The organism is Pseudolysinimonas yzui, from assembly GCF_014653215.1.
Lineage (GTDB): Bacteria > Actinomycetota > Actinomycetes > Actinomycetales > Microbacteriaceae > Pseudolysinimonas_A > Pseudolysinimonas_A yzui.
In genome coordinates, this window is sequence record NZ_BNAI01000002.1 from 45486 (window position 1) to 67151 (window position 21666).

A 21666-nucleotide genomic window follows, 5' to 3' on the forward strand; every position below is an offset into this window, starting at 1 on the left:
AGAACAGATATGCATTCCGAAATCCAGTACGCGAGCCTGACCAGGCGGGGATTCCTCGCGGTCGGCACCGGCGCCGTCGCCGCGATCGCCCTGGCTTCGTGCACCACGCCACCCCGCTATGTCTCCCCTACCGGGGCTGCGGTACAACAAGCAGAATCGGCCCGCGGAGGCACTGGGCGAGTCACCCGTGTCGACCTCGTCGCAGCTCCGACCCAAGTCGACCTCGCCGGTACTACAGCGAACACGTGGAGCTTCGGGTCGGTGCCCGCGCCGACGATTCGGCTGTCGGCAGGCGATACCTTGCTCGCGAATGTGCGCAATCAGCTCCCAGCCGACACCTCCGTGCACTGGCACGGCCTGGCGCTGCGGAACGACATGGACGGCGTTCCCGGCGCAACCCAGGCGCCCATCGGAGCGGGTGAGGATTTCAGCTACGAGTTCATCGCTGCGCACCCGGGAACCTACTGGTTCCATCCGCACGTCGGCCCGCAATTGGATCGAGGTCTCTACGGAGCGCTCATCGTCGACGATCCGAACGAGCCGTTGGTCTACGACGACGAATGGGTGGTAGTCCTCGACGATTGGCTCGACGGAGTGACCGGAACCCCGGACGAGGTCCTCGAGGAGCTCAGCGAGGGGATGATGGGGATGATGGGCGGCTCGGGCGGCCACATGCTCATGGGCGCCCGCTCTGATCTTCTCGGCGGGGACGCCGGTGATGTCTTCTATCCGCATTACCTGATCAACGGCCGCCCTCCCGCCGATCCGGAGACCTTCACGAGCGCCCCCGGTCGGCGGGTGCGGATCAGGATCATCAATGCGGGCAGTGACACCGCATTCCGGGTGGCGCTCGGCGGTCACCGGCTCACCGTCACCCACAGCGATGGGTTCCCGGTGAACCCGGTGGACACCGACGCGATCCTGATCGGCATGGGCGAACGCTACGACGTACTGGTCACGCTCGGCGACGGAGTGTTCCCCCTCGCCGCCGCCGCGGAGGGCAAGGGCGAGACGGCGTTCGCGATCCTCCGCACCGGATCCGGCGAGACGCCGCGCCCCTCCGCCACCATTCCGGAGATGTCGAGGTCGATTCTTACGGCCGACGCACTCGCGGCCGACCCGGGTGTCGCATTCCCGAGCCGAACGGTCGATCGCGAGCTGACGGCGAAGCTCTCAGGTTCGATGATGGCCTATGACTGGGCGATCAACGGTCGCCGATTCGACCCAGCCAACCCCCTCGATGGCGCACTCGGGGTGAGGCAGGGCGAACGGGTACGGCTCCGAATCGAGAACACCACCGAGATGTGGCATCCGTTCCACCTGCATGGCCATACCTACCAGCACGCGGGCGGCGGACCGCGGAAAGACACCTCGATCGTGCTCCCGCGCAAATCTCTGACCGTCGAGTTCGACGCCGACAACCCGGGCCTCTGGGCGGCGCATTGCCACAACATCTACCACGCCGAGACCGGGATGATGACCATCCTCGGTTACCAGACCACCTGAGATCACGAGAACGAAGAGGCCACGAACGATGAACACACGAACTGTCGTCCTTGAAGTGTCCGGCGTGCAGTGGGCGTCCTCGAAGGTCATCGTGGAAGCGACCCTGCTGCGTCAGCCGGGCGTGATCGCCGTGGAGGCCAACCCGGTCTCCCAGACGGCGAACGTCTCCTACAATCCCGAACTCACTTCGCAAGCTCATCTGCGTCAATGGGTTACCGAGTGCGGGTACCATTGCGCCGGCCAATCCGTCCCGAATCACATCTGCGACCCCGCCCACGACCCGCACGTGATGTCGCACGGCGACCATCATCCGTCGCCTGCTCCCCACCACCCGGACCCTGCCGTCCACTCCGCCACGGCGAGCTCATCAGAACCTGCTGAGGACCACACCGCGCAGGCCGGACACCAAGCCGGCCACGGCGCCGACGCGACACCGACGCGGAGCGCGCAGGACGTGATGGGACACGGCGGGGGCCACGGCGGCATGTCGATGGAGTCGATGATCCGCGACATGCGCAACCGGTTCCTCGTCGCGCTGATCCTCTCGATTCCGATCACGCTGTTCTCGCCGATCGGCCGGGAGGTGCTCGGCTTCACGGTACCGGCGCCGTTCGGGGTCCGCGATGACATCGTCGCGCTTATCCTCTCCCTCCCGGTGATCTTCTACGCGGCGTGGATCTTCTTCGACGGCGCCTTCCGCGCGCTCCGCGCTCGAACCCTCGACATGATGGTGCTGGTCGCGGTGGGGGTGGGGGCCGGTTGGCTCTACAGCCTCATCGTCACCCTCACCGGTGGTGGCGAAGTGTTCTACGAGGCCGCCACGGTACTGGCGACCTTCGTCCTGTTGGGGCACTGGGTGGAGATGCGTGCCCGCGGCGGAGCGAACGAAGCCATCCGCCGTCTGTTGGAGCTCGCCCCGCCCCGCGCGGTGGTGATTCGTGACGGGAACGAACTCGAGGTGCCCACGAGTGAAGTCGTCCCTGGAGACCTGATGCTGGTCCGACCTGGCGCGAAGATCCCCACCGACGGGGAAGTCGAAGACGGTGACTCCGCGATCGACGAGTCGATGGTCACCGGCGAGAGCCTGCCGGTGGAGAAGGGCCCTGGCTCGGCGGTCATCGGCGCCACCGTGAACACCGTCGGCACGTTGCGTGTCCGGGCGACGAAGATCGGCGCGGACACGGCGCTGGCTCAGATCGTCGCGCTCGTGCAGGAGGCTCAGAACTCCAAAGCTCCGGGGCAGCGGCTCGCGGACCGCGCCGCGTTCTGGCTCGTACTGGTCGCGCTGATCGGCGGTAGCCTGACCTTCCTGATCTGGTGGCTGACCGGCGCACCCCTCCCGACCGCAATCCTGTTTGCGATCACTGTCGTCGTGATCACCTGCCCGGACGCCTTGGGGCTGGCCACGCCGACTGCGATCATGGTCGGCACCGGACTCGGCGCCAAGCGCGGGGTGCTGTTCAAGAACGCCACCGGCATCGAAACCGCCGCGCGCATCGACACGGTCGTCCTGGACAAGACCGGAACTCTCACGAAGGGCGAGCCCGAGGTCACCGACTATCTGCCCGTCGGGGCGGATGACGTCGAGCTGCTGTCTCTCGTCGCTGCCGTCGAACGGGAATCCGAGCATCCGCTCGCGAAAGCAATCGTCACGTACGCCGACGGGCAGAAAATCACCCGCCGCACTGCGTCGGCGTTCCGCAACATCGCGGGACGGGGCGCGATCGCCACTGTCGACGGTCGGCAGGTGGTGCTCGGCAACCCCCGGCTGATGGCCGAGCAGGGCATCGACGTCGCCGCGGTGGAAACTACGCAACAGTCCCTGGCAGAAGGAGGCCGTACCGCGATCATGTTCGCCGTCGACGGGAGCATCGCGGGCGTCATCGCGCTCGCCGACGCACCTCGCGAAACCGCACGGGAATCGATCGACGCTCTTCACGAGGCGGGGATCCAGGTCGTCATGCTCACCGGGGACAATCGGCCCACCGCCGAGCGCATCGCTTCCATGCTGGGGATCGATACCGTGATCGCCGAAGTCCTTCCGGAAGACAAGTCCGCGAAGATCGCCGAGCTGCAGCAGACCGGGAAGAAGGTCGCGATGGTCGGCGACGGCGTCAACGACGCTCCGGCCCTCGCCCGTGCCGATCTCGGCATCGCGATCGGTGCGGGGACCGATGTGGCAATCGAGACCGCCGACGTCGTTCTCATGCGCTCCGACCCTTTAGACGTGGCCGTCGCCCTGCGAATCGGGAAGGGGACACTGCGAAAGATGCGGCAGAACCTGGCATGGGCGATCGGCTACAACGCGATCGCCCTGCCGATCGCCGCCGGAGTGTTCTTCCCGGCTTTCGGACTGATGCTCAGCCCGGAGATCGCCGCGATCAGCATGTCCGGATCGTCGGTCATCGTCGCAGTCAACGCCCTCCTCCTCAAGCGGCTGCGCCTGCCCGCCCCCGCATCCCACCTCACAAGGGCGTCCGGTGACCCGGTGGCACGGGCGAAGGGTGAAGCCGATGTCCCTACCCGCTAGCCCGAACGCGAGTACGGGAGCAATTGAGGTCGAGGGCCGCATCCTGGCCATGGGGCTGCTGGCAATACAAGCGGTGATCGGCTACGAGTGGCTGGTGTCAGGCATCACCAAATTGTCCAGCGACTTCATACCCACATTCGGGTTACGACTTCCCGAAGCAGCCAGCGCGGCCCCCCGCTGGTTCCTCGTGATTCTGGACAACGTGGTCGCGCCAGCTCCGACCTTCTGGGCTGTTTTCGCATCGGTCACCGAGCTACTGCTGGGCATTGCCCTGCTCGGGACTGCAGCACTCCTCATGTGGCGATTCCATCGCCTGCCGCGTCTCGCTCACCTTCTGTTCCTGGGAGTCAGCGGGCTGGCGGCACTCGCGGCGACGGTGCTGGCAATCAGCCTGCACGTCCTGAACGGAGCGACCCATCCCTGGCTCCTCCCAGGCGACCCGTTTGATGAGGGCGTCGACCTTGACAGTCTCCTGCCCGCGATTCAAACGGTCATCTTCATTGTGAGCCTGCTCCAGCTGAGGCAGCTCCGACGCCGGGCCCGAACGCACGATGCGATGGCGAACCCCAAGCACGTCGAAGTTTGAAGGAGAACCCGTGAACTATGCGACTTCCGCCCCAGCGGCCGTGGATCAGGACTACCTCGATCGCATCGATGCCTGGTGGCGAGCGGCGAACTACCTCTCGGTGGGACAGATCTATCTGCTGGACAATCCGCTGCTGCGTGAACCACTGCTCCCCGAGCACATCAAACCCAGGCTGCTTGGACATTGGGGCACGACGCCGGGATTGAACTTCATTTACGCCCATCTGAACCGGGCGATCATGGAGCGCGACCTGGACACGATCTACGTCATGGGCCCGGGTCATGGTGGCCCCGGGCCCGTCGCGGCAGCTTGGCTGGAGGGCACCTACACCGAGACTTACCCGGACATCACCCAGGATGCGGAGGGGATGCGGCGACTGTTCCGGCAGTTCTCTTTCCCGGGAGGCATCCCCAGCCATGTCGCGCCGGAGACGCCCGGGTCGATCCACGAGGGCGGCGAGCTGGGCTACGCGCTCTCCCACGCCTACGGGGCGGCGTTCGACAACCCGGACCTGATCGTCGCGGCAGTGGTCGGCGACGGGGAGGCGGAAACCGGTCCGCTGGCGGCGAGCTGGCAATCCAACAAGTTCGTCAACCCCGCCCGGGATGGCACCGTGCTGCCGATCCTGCACCTGAACGGGTACAAGATCGCCAACCCCACCGTGCTGGCGCGGATCAGCCCGGAGGAGCTCGACCACCTGCTCCGCGGCTTCGGCCACACCCCGTTCTATGTCGAGGGCGACGACCCCGAGCAGATGCACCAGGACTTCGCTCGCGCATTGGACACCTGTTTCGATGAGATCGACGAGATCAAACGCCGCGCGCGTAACGGAGACACCGAACGACCCCGGTGGCCGATGATCGTACTGCGCTCCCCGAAGGGATGGACCGGGCCGAAGGTGGTGGACGGCAAGCAGGTGGAGGGCACCTGGCGCGCCCACCAGGTTCCATTCTCGCAGGCGAGGGAGAACGACGAGCACCGCGCCATCCTCGAACAGTGGCTGCGCAGCTATCGACCCGAGGAACTCTTCGACGATGCCGGTGCGCCTGTCCCATCGGTGGCCGAGCTGCACCCATCAGGTTCGCGGCGGATGAGTGCCAACCCGCACGCCAACGGCGGACTTCTCATCAAGGACCTTGTGATGCCGGACTTCCGGCGCTATGAGGTTCCGGTCGCGAGTCCCGGCGTCTCCACTGCGGAGTCCACGCGGGCGCTCGGCGTTCTGTTGCGCGACGTGATGAGCGGCAACATGGACAGCTTCCGGGTGTTCTCGCCCGACGAGAACAACTCCAACCGGCTCGACGCAGTTCTCGACGTCACCAACCGCGCCTGGAACGCAACCACCATCGACGGGGACGATCATCTGGCACCGGAGGGTCGAGTGATGGAGATCCTCTCCGAGCACACCATCCAAGGGTGGCTGGAGGGCTACCTGCTCACCGGACGACACGGCTTCTTCTCCTGCTACGAAGCGTTCATCCACATCGTCGACTCGATGTTCAACCAGCACGCGAAATGGTTGACCACCGCCAACGACATTCCCTGGCGTCGCCCGATCGCCTCCCTGAACTACCTCCTTACCTCGCACGTCTGGCGGCAGGACCACAACGGGTTCTCGCACCAGGACCCCGGGTTCATCGACCATGTCGTGAACAAGAAGTCCGACGTGGTCCGGGTATACCTGCCGCCGGACGCGAACACCCTGCTGTCAGTCGCCGATCACTGCTTGCGCAGCCGCCAGTACGTCAACGTGATCGTGGCCGGCAAACAACCGGAGCTGCAGTTCTTGACGATGGAGCAGGCGATCGAGCACTGCACGAGCGGCCTCGGCGTCTGGGAATGGGCCAGCACCGACGCCGGCGAGGAACCGGACGTCGTCATGGCCTGTGCCGGCGACGTTCCGACTCTGGAGACGCTCGCGGCCGTCTCGATCCTGCGTGCAGCGCTCCCCGATCTCCGCATCCGCGTCGTCAACGTCGTCGACCTGATGCGGTTGCAGGATCGGCGTGCCCATCCCCACGGTATGTCCGACGACGAATTCGATGCGCTCTTCACCACCGACAAGCCCGTCGTCTTCGCCTACCACGGCTACCCTTCGTTGATCCACCGGCTGACCTACCGGCGCGCGGGACACGGCAACCTGCACGTGCACGGCTACCGCGAGGAGGGCACGACGACCACCCCATTCGATATGTGCGTGCTCAACGAGCTGGACCGCTTCCACCTGGCCATCGACGTCATCGACCGGGTTCCCCGGCTGCGGGACGTGTCCGGTCACGTGAGGCAGGACCTCACCGAGGCGCTCGTCAGGCACAGTGCCTACATCCGAGAGAACGGGCAGGATCTGCCCGAGATCCGCGGCTGGACGTGGGACGAGGGTGACCGCGAACGTCCGCTCCCGGCCGACCCGCCCACATGACCTCGTCGCCCGGCATTCCCGGAGCTCATCGTGTCGACACGGTCTACGACGCGGTGCTGTTCGACATGGACGGGGTGGTCACTGATACCGCGGCGATCCACGCCGCCGCCTGGAAACAGCTATTCGATCAGGTCCTTCAGGACCCGCGGCTTCGTGTGAAAGATCCCGCGCACAGATTTGATCCGATCGTCGACTACCGCCGGTACGTCGACGGCCGAAGCCGCGAAGACGGCGTAACCGCCTATCTGGGTGCCCGCGGGATCACGCTGGAGCCGGGGAAGCCCGAGGACGGCCCTGACATGTGGACGGTCGCCGGCCTCGCCGCCCGCAAGAACGACCTGTTCTTGGCGGAACTGGATGCGCGCGGCCTGCGCACCTACCCCGGGACCACGGCGCTGCTCGCCCGGCTCCGCGACGCCGGTGTGCCCGTCGGCCTGGTCACCGCAAGCCGAAACGCCCAGCAGATGCTCGCGGCCGCCGGACTCGCGGGCCTGTTCGACACCGTTGTGGACGGCCAGGCCGCGCTGGAGCACCGACTTCCCGGCAAACCCGACCCGGCGATGTTCCGGGAGGCGGCCCGACGACTTGGTGTCCGCCCGGAGCGCGCGGCCGTCGTCGAGGACGCCGTGTCTGGGATCGAGGCGGCTCGTCGGGGTGGATTCGGTCTCGTCGTCGGGATCGCCCGCCTGGGGCATCGCGAGGAGCTCGAGGCGGCCGGAGCCGACGTCGTCCTCAACGACGTGAGCGAACTCGACCTGGGAGCATCCGCCACCGATCCGTGGGTGCTCGTGTATCACGGGTTCGACCCGGCCCACGAGGGACACCGCGAAGCGCTGACCGCCCTGGGCAACGGATACCTGGCCACGCGGGGCGCCCGCCCAGAGTTCGCCGACGACGGGACGCACTATCCCGGGACGTATCTGGCTGGGGTCTATAACCGCCTCGTCAGCACCATTCACGACCGGAGCCTCGAGGAGGAGCACCTGGTCAACCTGCCCAACTGGCTTCCGCTGGACATTCGGATCGGTGCGGGTCCGTGGTGGTCGAGCGGGCGAGTCGAGACACTCGACGAACGACGTGAGGTGAATCTGCGGTCGGGAACCTCGACCCGATCCGCGACACTCGTGGGCCCGCACGGCAACCACCTAAACGTCGTCCAACGGTCCTTCGTCTCGATGGACGACCCGCACCTGGCGGTGCTGGAGACCACTCTCGTCGCGCGCGGATGGGGTGGCCGGGTCACCCTCCGAGCGGGCATCGACGCGGGGGTTCGCAACACCAACGTCGCCGCCTACCGTGGTTCCGATACGACCCATCTGAGCTCGCCGACGTTCACGACCATCGGCGACATCCTGCTCTGCGCGGTGGAGACCAGGCAGAGCCGGATCCGGATCGCCACTGCGGTCCACCTGAGTTTCGCCGGTGCGGACGGCGTCTGGAAGGAACCGAGCGCGAGGAGCGGGCGTCGATACAGCCGCTCGGCAGCGTTCGCACTCGCGGACGGCGAGCCGGTGACGCTCACCAAGACGGCCGCGATCTTCTCTTCCCGCGACGCCGCGATCGCGTCGCCGGAGCTGGCGGCGGTCACGCGACTTCGCGACCATGCCGGAGACACCGAGGGCGCGCTCGATCGTCACCGGGCGGCCTGGGAGCGTCTCTGGCAGCGCTTCGCCATCACGATCGATGCCGACTCGCGAAGCCGGCTCGTGCTGAACCTTCACGTCTTCCACGTGCTTCAGGCCCTCTCGCCGCACACCGCCGAGCTGGATGCCGGGGTGCCCGCCCGCGGTCTACACGGCGAGGGCTACCGAGGGCACGTCTTCTGGGATGAGCTGTTCGTACTCCCCGTGCTCGGTCTCCGGCTGCCGAACGTGGCTCGAGCCCTGCTGGACTACCGATGGCACCGGTTGGACGCCGCCCGCGGCGCAGCGCGGGCGGCAGGGTTACGGGGGGCGCTGTTCCCCTGGCAGAGCGGCAGCGACGGCCGGGAGGAGACACCCGACACGCTGTACAACCCGCGCTCAGCCCGCTGGATGCCCGACAACTCGAGTCGCCAGCGGCACGTCGGACTTGCGGTCGCGTACAACGCCTGGCAGTACTTCCAGGTGACCGCCGACCGCGACTGGCTCGCCGACCGTGGCGCGGAACTGATCATCGAGGTCGCCCGGTACTTCGCCGCCTCCGCCGTGCACGATGCCGCGACAGATCGCTTTCATATCACGGGCGTCATGGGGCCCGACGAGTACCACGACGGCTACCCGGACGCGCCGGGGGACGGAGTCCGCGACAACACCTACACGAACGTCATGGCCGCCTGGGTCTGCGAGCGCGCCGGTGAGACTCTCGATGAGCTGGCCGGCCACGCTCGCGACGACGTCATCGACCGTCTGCGCATCGACCCCGACGAGATGGCCCGGTGGGCGCAGCTGAGCCGACGGCTCGCCGTCCCCATCCATTCCGACGGGATCCTCAGCCAATTCGACGGGTACGAGAGCCTCCTCGAACTCGACTGGGCCGACTACCGGCAGCGATACGGCAACATCGGTCGCCTCGACCTCATCCTCGAATCCGAGAACGACGCCACCAATCGCTACAAGCTCGCCAAGCAGCCCGATGTCGTCATGCTCGTCTACCTGCTCGGCCGGGAGGGAGTACGACGACAGCTGGCGAGGCTCGGCTACCCGTTCTCGCACGACGATCTCGTGCGGACCGTCGACTATTACCTCGACCGCACCTCGAACGGCTCCACACTGAGCCGAGTCGTGAATGCCTCGGTGCTCGCCGGACTCGACGAATCACGGTCGTGGGCGCTCTTCCGGGAAACCCTGATCGCCGACCTCGATGACACCCAGGGCGGAACGACCCGGGAAGGCATCCACCTCGGGGCGATGGCCGGCTCCGTCGACCTGATCGCCCGGTCGTTCGCCGGCCTGAACCTGGCCTCGCATCAGATCGACTTCACACCGCGGCTGCCGCCACGGCTGGCGAGAGTCCGCTTCCCCTTCGCCTATCGGGGGCACCGGATCGACGTGGACCTCGATCACCAAACCCTGCGACTGCACCTGCTTCCCAGTCCGGCCGAGCCCATCCGATTCTCCGCCGGAACGTCACAGGTGACGCTCGGCGGGGGCCAGTCCTACGAGTTCCCGCTGTCACCATCACAGCGAAGCGGCGATCGATGAGAAAGGCACGTCAATGAGGAAGATCCGAGTAGGCGTAAACGGTTACGGGGTCATCGGCAAGCGCGTCGCCGACGCCGTGTTCTTGCAGCCCGACATGGAACTCGTCGGTGTCGCCGACATCGCGACCGACTGGCGTATCCAGTCTGCGGCCAACCGTCTGCCGCTCTTCGCCTCCACACCGGATGCCCAGGCGGCGATGGCGGCCGCTGGGCTGCGACCGCTGGGCACCCTCGATGAGTTGTTGGAGCGATCGGACATCATCATCGACACCACGCCCAAGCACGTGGCGGCCGGCAATCTGGAGCGCTATCGCACGGCAGGGGTCAAGGCGGTATTCCAGGGCGGCGAATCCCACGCGACCACCGGCCACTCGTTCGTCGCGCAGGCGAACTACGAGAGCGCACTCGGCCGCGACACCACCCGGGTGGTGTCGTGCAATACGACAAGCATCGTCCGGGTGCTGGGGGCACTCGACGGGGCGGGATTGCTCCGTCGCGCGCGCGGCGTGCTCATCCGCCGCGCCACCGATCCCTGGGAATCACACCTCGGCGGCATCATGAACACGATGGTCCCGGAACCCACGATCCCCTCGCATCAGGGCCCGGACGCGCAGACCGTGCTGCCGGGCCTCGACCTGGTCACCATCGCCGCCAAGGGCGCCCACACCCAGACCCACAACCACTACTGGACGCTTCAGCTGACACGAGAGGCGTCCCGGGACGAGGTGCTGGACGCCCTTCGTGCCGCACCACGGATCGCGTTCATCCGGATGTCCGATGGACTGGTCGCGCTCAACTCCACGATCGAGCTGATGCGGGACCTCGGCCGTCCGCGCGGCGACATGTGGGAGGTGGCCGTGTGGGAGGACCTCGTCACCGTGCAGGGCGATGAGGCGTTCCTGACGTATCAGGTCTACAACGAGGCCATCGTCGTGCCGGAGACGATCGACGCGATCCGGGCGCTGACCGGCACGGCGCCGGATGCCGCGACCTCGATGAAGATCACCGACGACACCCTCGGCATGCGAAGCGACTTCCTCAGGCCCGCCGAGAGCCCGCGATGAGGACCACGCGGGCCCCGGCTTCTCCGGACATGCCCGCGTCGACAGGGAACTCATCGCCCGCCCTGCGCAACCCGAAGACGTGGCGCATACTGTGGGTGACCTTCGCCTGGGGCTCCTGCTTCGTCGCCATCAGCATCGGACTGCAGGACGCTCCGTTGCTGTGGCTTGCCGCACTTCGAGCACTGGTCGCGGGCGCCGCGGTGCTGCTGGTCGCCACGGTGCGACGCGCGCCATACCCGCGCGGCCCCAGACCGTGGATGCTGATCGTTGCCCTGGGGCTCGTCAACGTCGCGCTGGCGTACGCGGCCATGTTCGGCGGTGTCATCGGACTCTCGACCGGAGCCGCGTCGGTGCTGGCCAACGCCCAACCCCTGCTGATCCTCCTGCCTGCTTGGTTGTTCTTTCGCGAGACCCCCGCATGGTCGACGCTCGCGGCGATGCTCCTCGGCTTCGCCGGCCTCCTGCTGATCGCCATTCCGTCCGGGTTCGGCACCGGGGCGTGGCTGTCGCTGACATCGGCGGTCGCTATCACAGTCGGGACCCTGATCGCCCGAGTCGTCAACGCCGATCCGTTCGTCGTGGCCGCCTGGCAGCTCATCATCGGCGGAGCCGTGCTCGCGCTGGTCGCCGCCATCATCGACGGGCCGCCGGCGATCGACTGGAGTGGGCGGTTCATCGTCGTGCTGCTGTACATGGCGCTCGTGGGAACGGCCGCGACCAACGTCGCCTGGCTCGTCGAGGTCCGCCATGCCTCACTGGGCATCCTCACCACCTGGACACTTCTGGTGCCGATCTTCGGTGTGACATTGTCGGTCGTGCTCCTGCAGGAGCGTCAGGGCGTGTTGAGCTGGGTCGGGACCGTCACGGTGATCGCGTCGATGGTCTTCCTGATCGTTGCATCGAAGCGGCGGCAGCATGTCGCCGAGCGGGAGAGTCGGCCATGAACCCCACCGCTGCACGCTCTCGGCAGATCCGCGCCATCCTCCGCAGGCACAGCCTCGGCTTCATCGTCGGCATCATTGGCGCCGGTTCGCTGGTGCCGTTCCATCACGGACTCCTCGGTCATCGGCGACGAGACCGGCCGTACGCCACCCCTGAGCACGTTCGACTGGTCCTGGAGGAGCTCGGACCGGCGTTCGTCAAGCTCGGTCAGATACTCTCCACCCGCGGCGACCTCCTGCCACCCGCCTTTGTCGCCGAGCTCGCCAAGCTTCAGGACGCGGCCCCACCTGTCGGAATCGACGAGATCCGCGACACCATCCGCTCGGAGCTGGGCGCCGAACCGGAGATGCTCTTCGAGTGGTTCGATCCCGAGCCACTCGCCTCCGCCTCCATCGGGCAGGCCCATGCCGCGACGCTTCGGGACGGGACATCGGTCGTCGTGAAGGTGCGCCGGCCCGGAGTCGTCGCGCAGGTGGAGGAAGACCTTGAGATCTTGCAGAGCCTCGCTGCCCGAGCCGCCCGGAGTTGGGACTTCGCGCGCGACTACGACCTGCCGGGGATCGCCGCGGAGTTCGCCGTCAGCCTCCGCGCAGAACTCGACTATCTGCAGGAAGGCCGGAATGCGGAGCGGATCGGAGCGAACTTCGCGGCGGACGACGGCGTCGTCATCCCGCGTATCTTCTGGGAGATGACGACGAAGAGCGTCATCACCCTCGAGCGGATGACGGGAATCAAGGTCAACGATCTCGTCGCCCTCGACGCAGCAGCGGTCGACCGGCGCCGGTTGGCCCGGAACGGGGCGAGCCTCATGCTCAAGATGATCTTCGACGATCGCTTCTTCCACGCCGACCCGCACCCCGGGAACCTGTTCATCCAGGCCGACGGCACGATCGCCCTGATTGACTTCGGCATGGTCGGGAGCGTCGACGACGAGCGCCAGGGACAGCTGGCCGACTTCTTCATCGCGTTTACCCACGGCGACCCCGACGCGCTGGCGAGCGCGCTCCTTGCGCTCTCCATGACCAAGGAGATCGTCGACCGGGACGGCCTGCGATTGTCTCTGGTCTCCTTCGTCGCCGGTTATCGTGACCGCGCGCTGGGTGAGATCGACTTCGGACAACTGTTCACGCAGCTGCTGACGCTGCTTCGGGAGCACCATCTTCAGCTTCCGCGGGAGATGGCGTTGCTGTTCAAGGTGTTGACGATGGCCGAGGGGATGGCGAAAGAACTCGATCCGACCTTCGAGCTGGGGCGGTTGCTCGAGCCGTACTCGCAGCACCTCATCGAAGAGCAGTTCTCGGTCCACGCGATGGCGAAGCGCTTCGCGCAGGCGTCCGCTGATCTGGGGGAGCTTCTCGTCAAACTCCCCCATGGCCTTCGCCGGATGATCGAGGTCATGGACACGACCGGCCTGGAAGTGCACCTTCGTGCCGCGGAACTGGAACCTCTCGTGAGCCGGGTCGAACGGATCGGCAACCGCCTGGTCGCCGGCCTCGTCGCGGCCGCCCTCGTGAACGTCATCGGAGGTCTGGTCGCCACGAACCGGAAGTGGCAACCCCGGGAGGGACCGATGATCGGTGTCGGCCTCGGCATCATCGGAGCCCTCACCGGCTATATCCTCGTGTCAGCTCGGCGGCCCGTTCATGGTCGGTGGATGCGGCTCCTCAATAGACGACGAGGCCGCGGCGCCTGAACTGCTCACGCACTCGCTCTTGGAGGGCGCCATCCGGTGGCCGCACGCCATGCAACGTGTACGGGAGTTTCCGCCCCACCCATTTTGACTCGCCGAGCTGATGGAACGGCAGGATCTCGACCCGTTCGACCGTGGGCCAGCGTTCCACGATGTCGGCGACGGCCTCGACGTTCTCCACCGAGTCGGTGAGCCCCGGCACGAGCACGAACCTGACCCACATCGGCGTGCCGCGAGCGCTCAGCCGGTCGCCGAAGACGATGGTCGGGGCGAGCTCGCGCGTCGTCACCTCCCGGTAGGTTCCCGGCAGGCCGGACTTGACGTCGAGCAGCACGAGGCTGGTGTGCTCGAGCAGGGCGTCCGACGCTCGGCTTCCGAGGAATCCAGACGTGTCGAGCGCGGTGTGGATGCCCGCCGCCCGGCAGCCCCGGAAGATCTCCTCGACGAATCTCGGCTGCATGAGCGGCTCGCCGCCCGAGATCGTCACCCCTCCGCCGGTCGCGGCGAAGACGGGACTGTAGCGACGGATCCGGGCGAGCACTTCTTCGACGCTCGTGGCCGTGCCATCGCGCATCTGCCAGGTATCCGGGTTCTGGCAGTACTGGCAGCGCAGCGGGCACCCGGACAGGAAGATCGTCATCCGGGTACCCGGACCGTCGACGGCGGTGACGAGTTCCCAGGAGTGGACCATTCCTGTCTCGCCCGCGCGCCGCGCCGCAAGGACCTGCGACCGGTCGGAGAACGCGGGGTTCCCAGTCATCGCCGTCACGTCACAGAGATTCGTGGAAGGTGCGGCTGATGACATCCCGTTGCTGCTCGGGCGTGAGGCGCACGAAATTGACGGCGTAGCCGGAAACCCGGATCGTCAGCTGCGGGTAGTTCTCGGGGTGTGCCATCGCGTCCACGAGCGTCTCGCGGGTCAGGACGTTGATGTTCAGGTGGAAGCCCTCGGCACCGATGAACGCGTCGATCAGGCCCGACAGGTTGTCGATCTGCTCCTCGCGATCGTGTCCGAGCCCGGCGGGGACGATCGTCGTGGTGAGCGAGATCCCGTCCTGGGCCTGTGCGTAGGGCAGCTTCGCGACACTGAGCGCCGAGGCGAGCATCCCATGGGTGTCACGCCCGTTCATCGGGTTCGCGCCCGGCGCGAACGGAGTACCGGCCCTGCGCCCGTCCGGAGTGTTCCCGGTGTGCGCGCCGTAGACGACGTTCGAGGTGATCGTGAGCACGGACTGGGTGTGCACGGCGCCCCGGTAGGTCGGGTATTTCCGGACCATCTCCATGAACCGTTCGACGATCGAGACCGCGATGTCGTCCGCCCGGTCATCGTCATTGCCGTAGCTGGGGAAGTCGCCGTCGATGCGGTAGTCGACGGCGATTCCACGCTCATCCCGCACCGGCGTCACCGTGGCGTGCTTGATGGCTGAGAGCGAGTCGGCCGCGACGCTGAGCCCCGCGATCCCGCATGCCATGGTACGCAGGATTTCGCGATCGTGGAGTGCCATCTCGAGTCGTTCATACGCGTACTTGTCGTGCATGTAGTGGATGCAGTTCAGTGCCTCCACGTACTGTCCGGCGAGCCAGTCCAGGAGGTGCAGGTAGGCCGCCCACACGATGTCGAAATTGAGCACGTCGTCCGTCATGGGCGTCGTGGCCGGGGCGACCTGGTCGCCGCTCACCTCATCGCGACCGCCGTTGATCGCGTACAGGAGCGCCTTCGCGACGTTCACCCGCGCGCCGAAGAACTGCATCTGCTTTCCCAGCCGCATGGGTGAGACGCAGCATGCGATGGCCGCGTCGTCGCCCCATGCGCCGCGAATCAGCAGGTCGGATTCGTACTGCAAGGCGGAGGTGTCGATGGAAACGCGCGCGCAGAAGCGCTTGAACCCCTCGGGCAGCGCCGGGTCCCAGAGCACGGTGAGGTTGGGCTCCGGTGCCGGACCGATGTTGTACAGCGTCTGGAGGAACCGGAATGCTGTCTTGGTCACGAGGGTGCGGCCGTCTGCTCCCGTTCCGCCGAGCGACTCGGTGACCCACGTCGGATCCCCGGAGAACAGGGCGTCGTAGTCCGGGGTGCGAAGGAATCGCACGATGCGCAACTTGATGACGAGGTCATCGATGAGTTCCTGTGCGCCCTCTTCGGTCAGCTCGCCTCCCGCCAGATCCCGCTCGAGGTAGACGTCGAGGAACGCCGCGTTCCGTCCGATCGACATCGCCGCACCGTTCTGCTCCTTGACCGCGCCGAGGTAAGCGAAGTACAACCACTGCACTGCCTCGCGAGCTGTGGCAGCAGGGCGCGAGATGTCGTAGCCGTAGGAGGCCGCCATCTGCTTCAGCTCGGCGAGCGCCCGGAGCTGTTCCGCGTTCTCCTCCCGATCTCGGATGACCTCATCGTTCGAGTACGCCTCGCCCAGCAGTGCTCGATCATTCTGCTTGTCCGCGATGAGGGCGTCGACTCCATACAGGGCGACCCGCCGGTAGTCGCCGATGATGCGTCCACGCCCGTAGGCGTCAGGCAGCCCGGTGATGAGATGGCTGTGGCGGGCACGGCGAACCGCCGGCGGATAGGCGTCGAACACCCCGTCGTTATGGGTCTTCCGATAGCGCGTGAAGATTGTCTCAAGCTGTTGGGGGACCTCGTAGCCGTACGTCGTGAGGGCCTTCGCGATCGGCCGCCAGCCCCCGAACGGCATGATTGCACGCTTCAGCGGAGCATCCGTCTGAAGGCCGACGATGAGCTCGTTCTCCTCATCGATGTAGCCGGGACGGTGCGAGGTGATGGTCGAGGGCGTCAGGCTGTCGATCGAGTGGACGCCCCGAGCCCTCTCCTCGGGGAACATGTCGCTGATCCGCTTCCAGAGCCCGCTCGTGCGACTCGTCGGACCGCGAAGGAACGACTCGTCGCCCTCGTACGGGAGGTAATTGCGCTGGATGAAGTCACGCACGTCGATGGCGTCCCGCCACGGCCCCGGCCTGAACCTGTCCCACGCCTGGACGATCGGGTCGTCCGCGGCGGAGAGGTTCGGCATCAAGATGGAATTCTTCATGAGCGTCTCCTTCCCGATCTACGCTACGTGGGCGGTTGTGCAGCAGGCGGGCCCAAAGTCCTATCGTCGTCGTTGCCGACGCGAACGCGTCACACCGTCAGGGGCACGAGTCTCCACCCCCTGAGCTGCCCGGTCGTGGCCGATGAGTAACACGATCCGTCGAATCGCGTGGCTCACCGCAAGGTGTCGATCTCGACCGCCACCGCCGCAGCGATCCGGCCCTTCTTGCGACCATCGCACGATGACTCACTCCGTCGAGAATCCGACGATCAGAACCGAGAACTGCACCACCTCAGGGGACGGCACCCGCATCGAGTGGAGTCCTGCATAGTGGTGTAATGCTCGGTGGCCTCCCGTGGTCGTTCTCGGCCACGGCTTGGGCGCCACTCGGGAAATGCGTTTGGACGCCTTTGCGGCGCAGTTCGCAGGGGGCTGCTGGATGATCTCGGTGCGGGGTCACCCGGAAGTCGTGCTGAGCCGCTCGATCTATCACTTTGGACGGTGGCCCACATGTGGTAATTCGCGATGGAGCCAGGCGCTCAGTCCGAGCTTCGCCGTTCGCACGCGACCGCGAACATGATCGGTAAGCCACCATGCAGACTGGCGTTCCTGTACCGGTCGTCGCTCGTTGACGTCGATCTCGACGCTATGGTATCCGCTAGCGCCGCCCGGGTATGGTGCGGCGATGGTTTCGCTCTGCACACCATCGCGGCCCCACGCTCGTGCCTCGAGGTAATGCCGACCCGATGTGGCTTGCCAGCGGATGAACCACTGACGCCAAGCATGCGGACCGAGGGCAGTACCCAATGTGCATTCCTCCCAATTGCCACCATCGATTCGCAGCTCAACCCGGACAACCCCGTGGGGTGGAGCCCAAGCCACGCCGGCCGCCACGTGCTCGGCGATCGACAGGTTCGCCGAGGTAGCTGGGACATCAATGCGGCACTGCGGCCCCATTCGAGAAGGTTCGCGCGGCCAACCCTTGCGCTCCGCGTAATCAATCGCGTAGGCGGAGCCCGTCGCCTCGATCGATTGCAGCCACTTGATATTTGCGTCGTAGCCATGAATTCCCGGTACCAACAACCGCAGCGGCGCACCGTGCGCTCGGGTGAGCGGTACCCCATTCATGGCGTAGGCGAGAACCGGTTCGTAACCCTCCTCGATCAGTTTCAGATTGAGGCCTGCGCTAAATCCGTCCACCGATGTCAGACGGAGGTGATCGGCGTCGCGTGATACTCCGGCTATCGCTAACACGTCTATCAACCGAACACCTTGCCATCGAGCGTTGCCGACCGATGGGCCGCCGACCGGGTTGTGCACACACATCAGAACCGCGTCGATCTCCACTGATGGCAAGGCGTGCAACTGGTTGTGGGTCAAAACCAGCGGGCGGTCGACCAGGCCGACAACGCGCAGCCGCCAACGATCCGGGGCGACCACAGGGGCCGGGAAAGCCACGTCGGTCACAAAGAATCGATCAGAGGAGGTGAACAACGGCGAGATGCCAGGAACCGAGATCACCGCGCCTGCCGCCGGCAAGGGCGACTGCGGTACGGGCAAGACGCGCTGCATGCCCCGCAACCGTGCGCTCGCTGCGCTACGCAAGACCACTACGCCCAGCGCCAGTGCCAAAGTGGTCGCCAGAGCCACTGTTGGTGACAACCACGCGCCTCCTACACCGGCACCAAGAGCGGCCAGCCCGATGAAACATGCGGCGACTCGATTCAGTTCGTCACGACGCCAGAGCGCGACAAGTCCGATACTTCCGAAAAGCGCGAGTGTCACGATGAGGGGACCGCGACCGCCGAGCGCAGCGAGCGCCGCCGAGCCCAACCAAATCACAAGCAACGTGACCGCAACGACGGGCTTGCTCGCCCGGCGCAACAGCGCCAGCAACAACTCGATGAGTGGTGTCGGAACTGCGTCGATGAGCCAGCGACCGATGGCCCGCAAAGGCGACGTTCGAGTACCGTTCGCCGCGGCTGCGAACTCGCCCACGACCACTTGGAGCGAGGCCGCAACCAACCCGCTTAGCCACAGTTCCCCCGGCATCATGGGGCGACGCCCCGCGACTCAGCCATCCCTGCCCTGTCCCGGGTACTAGTCGGCACTGAGGAGGTCCTGCCGAATGCCAATGGTCTCGTCGACGATCCGCATTGACGTTGCCACACACTTCATCGGCGACACCAGGTCCCTTCTGAGGCTTCCTCTACCGTGCAGCGTCGTTGCGTGCTCGTCGTTGCACGTGCCATTAAATTTGGGGAGAGCGGTGCGGGGTAGGGCCGTTGGTCCTGCGGGCGTCAACGGCGGGACTCCACTTCGCATCCACCGAGTTCCCCGAAGGGCTTTGGTCGCAGATCTGGTCCAACAACCCCAACGAACGACTCAACCGCGAGATCCGCCGCCGCACTGACAGTGTCGGCATCTTCCCCAACCGCGACGCGATCCCGGAGATGGTGCGCAGCCTCGTAGGCGATGCGCTGGAGAGATGGGCCGCCAACAGCTGGCATACCTTCGACAAGACCGAAGTCAACTGCAGCGGCCAGCTCTTCCGCCGGCTGATCGAAGCACGCCGCAGCGACAGTCGTTTCCATCCTCTCGAGGTGAAAATCGAGAACATCCTTCTCACGCCCGGGATGTTGAACGGAACAGAGTCCGTGGCTGGCGCCTCACGACCAGACCTCCGCATCTCCGTGCGCAGCGGCGCTGTGCTCCTCGAAGCCAAGCGCCTCACCGACACGGCGAGCCTCTCTCGAGCCTATGTTCAGGACGGAATGGCGAGATTCATCAGCTCAACCTACGGCGCCAACGAGAGCTGGGGCATGATGGTCGGCTACGTGCAAGACCCGACCACCGGTGGCCTCCAGCATCGCGTGAACGGATATGTGAACACGCACAAGTTGATGGGCGCGGGTCACGAGTTGATTCAAGAATCGACCAATGCGAACAGCGAGTGGCTAAGTTCATCCCACAATCGGGCGTCTGGCCTCACCATTCGTCTTGACCACATGTGGGTTGTCCTGCCATAGACCTTCGCTGACGGTCGCTTATCTGCGAAGCGGCAAGTGAAGTCGCGCGGTCTCATCCAAGGTCTTCGACCTGTGGACCGGTCGAATCAGAATCCAACCGACCGGTCGCCGCGCCATCAGATCTGCATTCCTGGTTCGCCCCACTCGATGCGACCCGCCTAGCATCGCGTCGACCGACTTCCCGCGACACTGGGCTCTCGGCTTTCATGAAGGCGCTGGGGCCAGCTCCGATTGCCGGATTACCTAGGTTAGGTCCCCCAGTTGGTCCCCCTCAGCCCGCCACTGGTCCCCGACTACTCCGGCGGAAATGCACGGACGAGAGCGTCGATGACGCTCTCGAATCGCTCGAGCGTCGCGTCTAACAGCGACTTGATTGACTCCGGATGCCTAGGACCAAAGGCCTCACCGCATCGCGGATATTGATCCCACAATGGGAGCGTGAAGGAAACCAATCCCGCATACGATGGCCACGCGGCGACGACAGTCGGGGTCGCCGCGTCGGCTTCCGAACTCTTCGCCTTTCTCGACGACCACCGCAACTTGTCCTCACACATGGCGAGTCCAAGATCGCCGATGATGGGTGGCGGCCAAATGGAGCTCATCCTCGACGAAGGCAAAGGACGCGTCCTGGGGTCTCACGTCGTGATGCGGGGCTCGGCCTTCGGCCTCCGCTTGTTCGTTGATGAGATCGTCGCCACGCGCACTCCGCCGATCACCAAGAGCTGGAAGACCGTCGCTGAGCGACTCATCGTGATCGGCGCCTACACGCTTGGATTCACAATCACCGGCAACGGGACAGAGTCGAAGCTGACCGTGTGGATCGACTACAACCTTCCCCGACGAGGGCGCTTTTGGGGTTTGATCGGCGGCAAGGCTTACGCACATTGGTGCGTCCGACAGATCGCTGACGCCCCGCTCGAACGGTTCGGATCCACCTGAGCGGCGATCGGAGGTCGAGCCTCATCGGTCTCCTCCGGCGAGACCTGATGCTCCCCCGAAGTCAAGGGGCCGATACCGCGACTCGTTTAGAGAGAGAAGCACAATCCTATGGATACCGCTGTCGCACTCGTTCAGGCTTACCTGCGCATCAACGGCTATTTCACTGTCGCCGAGTACCCCGTTCTCGACGTCTCCCCACGCATCCCCGCGCGAACTATGACCGATCTGGACATCCTCGCGATCCGGCTCCATCGCGAGCCTCCGGCACATGGCGGCCTCAAGGCCACTGATCAGGACCCCGCTCTTGGCGCGGCGCGCGGAACGGCAGACATGATCGTCGGCGAAGTCAAAGAGGGCACGCCGCGCCTCAACCCTGCCATGCGAGACCCGGCCGTGCTGGAGGCCGCCTTCACCCGCTTCGGATGCTGCCCGGCGGACACGGCCGCTGATCTTGTCGACGAACTGTTGCGTACAGGCCGTGTCGTAGCACCCGCCGGGCATGTCATCCGGACCGTCGCATTCGGCAACCCGCATCACGTCAGCTCTACTAGGGAGTGGCACACCGTCTCTTTGGAACACATCATCGAATTCCTCGGCGACCACTTTCACACCAACTGGCATACCGTCGGGCACACCCAGATCAAAGACAACGTACTCGGCATGTTCGCCCTGATGGAGAAGTCGCGCCGCGCGACGCAATCAACACCGGCCAATCCCTGAGACGTGACCATCC

Annotated in this window: 13 protein-coding genes and 1 pseudogene; 11 read left to right on the top strand and 3 right to left on the bottom strand. The window is 65.8% G+C overall.

What is annotated here, in order from left to right; translation table 11 throughout:
* The first annotated feature begins 9 nt into the window (after nucleotides 1-9).
* From IE173_RS06015 to IE173_RS06050, 8 genes are all read left to right on the top strand, one after another.
* Nucleotides 10-1506 (top strand): multicopper oxidase family protein, encoded by a 1497-nt coding sequence (locus IE173_RS06015; protein WP_191282572.1) that lies wholly within the window; start codon nucleotides 10-12, stop codon nucleotides 1504-1506.
* Nucleotides 1507-1534: 28 nt separating this feature from the next.
* Complete coding sequence (locus tag IE173_RS06020) at nucleotides 1535-4036, top strand: heavy metal translocating P-type ATPase (RefSeq protein WP_191282573.1); 2502 nt, start codon at nucleotides 1535-1537, stop codon at nucleotides 4034-4036.
* Nucleotides 4020-4622, top strand: coding sequence for a hypothetical protein (locus IE173_RS06025; protein WP_191282574.1), 603 nt, complete (start codon nucleotides 4020-4022; stop codon nucleotides 4620-4622). The genes IE173_RS06020 and IE173_RS06025 overlap by 17 nt, the downstream gene beginning before the upstream one ends.
* Nucleotides 4588-7041: a phosphoketolase family protein gene (locus IE173_RS06030; protein ID WP_191282575.1), complete on the top strand. Its 2454-nt coding sequence runs from the start codon at nucleotides 4588-4590 to the stop codon at nucleotides 7039-7041. The genes IE173_RS06025 and IE173_RS06030 overlap by 35 nt, the downstream gene beginning before the upstream one ends.
* Nucleotides 7038-10223: a beta-phosphoglucomutase family hydrolase gene (locus IE173_RS06035; RefSeq protein ID WP_191282576.1), complete on the top strand. Its 3186-nt coding sequence runs from the start codon at nucleotides 7038-7040 to the stop codon at nucleotides 10221-10223. The genes IE173_RS06030 and IE173_RS06035 overlap by 4 nt, the downstream gene beginning before the upstream one ends.
* Before the next feature lie 13 nt (nucleotides 10224-10236).
* A complete protein-coding gene (locus IE173_RS06040) occupies nucleotides 10237-11286 on the top strand; it encodes a type II glyceraldehyde-3-phosphate dehydrogenase (protein ID WP_191282577.1) in 1050 nt (349 codons plus the stop codon).
* A 95-nt stretch (nucleotides 11287-11381) separates the two neighbouring features.
* Nucleotides 11382-12230, top strand: coding sequence for a DMT family transporter (locus IE173_RS06045; protein ID WP_191282578.1), 849 nt, complete (start codon nucleotides 11382-11384; stop codon nucleotides 12228-12230).
* On the top strand, nucleotides 12227-13921 hold the full coding sequence (locus IE173_RS06050) for an ABC1 kinase family protein (protein WP_191282579.1): 1695 nt from the start codon (nucleotides 12227-12229) through the stop codon (nucleotides 13919-13921). The genes IE173_RS06045 and IE173_RS06050 overlap by 4 nt, the downstream gene beginning before the upstream one ends.
* On the opposite strand, the gene pflA is transcribed toward IE173_RS06050, so the two are convergent.
* From pflA to IE173_RS06065, 3 genes are all read right to left on the bottom strand, one after another.
* Nucleotides 13893-14678: a pyruvate formate-lyase-activating protein gene (pflA, locus tag IE173_RS06055; RefSeq protein ID WP_229841941.1), complete on the bottom strand. Its 786-nt coding sequence runs from the start codon at nucleotides 14676-14678 to the stop codon at nucleotides 13893-13895. The two genes, IE173_RS06050 and pflA, sit on opposite strands and share 29 nt — an antisense overlap.
* A 10-nt stretch (nucleotides 14679-14688) precedes the next feature.
* Nucleotides 14689-16965, bottom strand: a complete 2277-nt coding sequence (gene pflB / locus IE173_RS06060) for a formate C-acetyltransferase (RefSeq protein WP_373298454.1) — start codon at nucleotides 16963-16965, stop codon at nucleotides 14689-14691.
* A gap of 489 nt (nucleotides 16966-17454) precedes the next feature.
* On the bottom strand, nucleotides 17455-18963 hold the full coding sequence (locus IE173_RS06065) for a molybdopterin-dependent oxidoreductase (RefSeq protein WP_191282581.1): 1509 nt from the start codon (nucleotides 18961-18963) through the stop codon (nucleotides 17455-17457).
* Between the two features lie 323 nt (nucleotides 18964-19286).
* Here IE173_RS06065 and IE173_RS06070 point away from each other — a divergent pair.
* The 3 genes and pseudogenes from IE173_RS06070 to IE173_RS06080 all read left to right on the top strand — a co-directional run.
* Nucleotides 19287-19460: pseudogene (locus IE173_RS06070) on the top strand (transposase); the annotation flags it as partial.
* A 972-nt stretch (nucleotides 19461-20432) separates the two neighbouring features.
* A complete protein-coding gene (locus IE173_RS06075) occupies nucleotides 20433-20933 on the top strand; it encodes an SRPBCC family protein (RefSeq protein WP_191282582.1) in 501 nt (166 codons plus the stop codon).
* Between the two features lie 108 nt (nucleotides 20934-21041).
* Nucleotides 21042-21653, top strand: coding sequence for a hypothetical protein (locus IE173_RS06080; RefSeq protein ID WP_191282583.1), 612 nt, complete (start codon nucleotides 21042-21044; stop codon nucleotides 21651-21653).
* Nucleotides 21654-21666 lie beyond the last annotated feature (13 nt).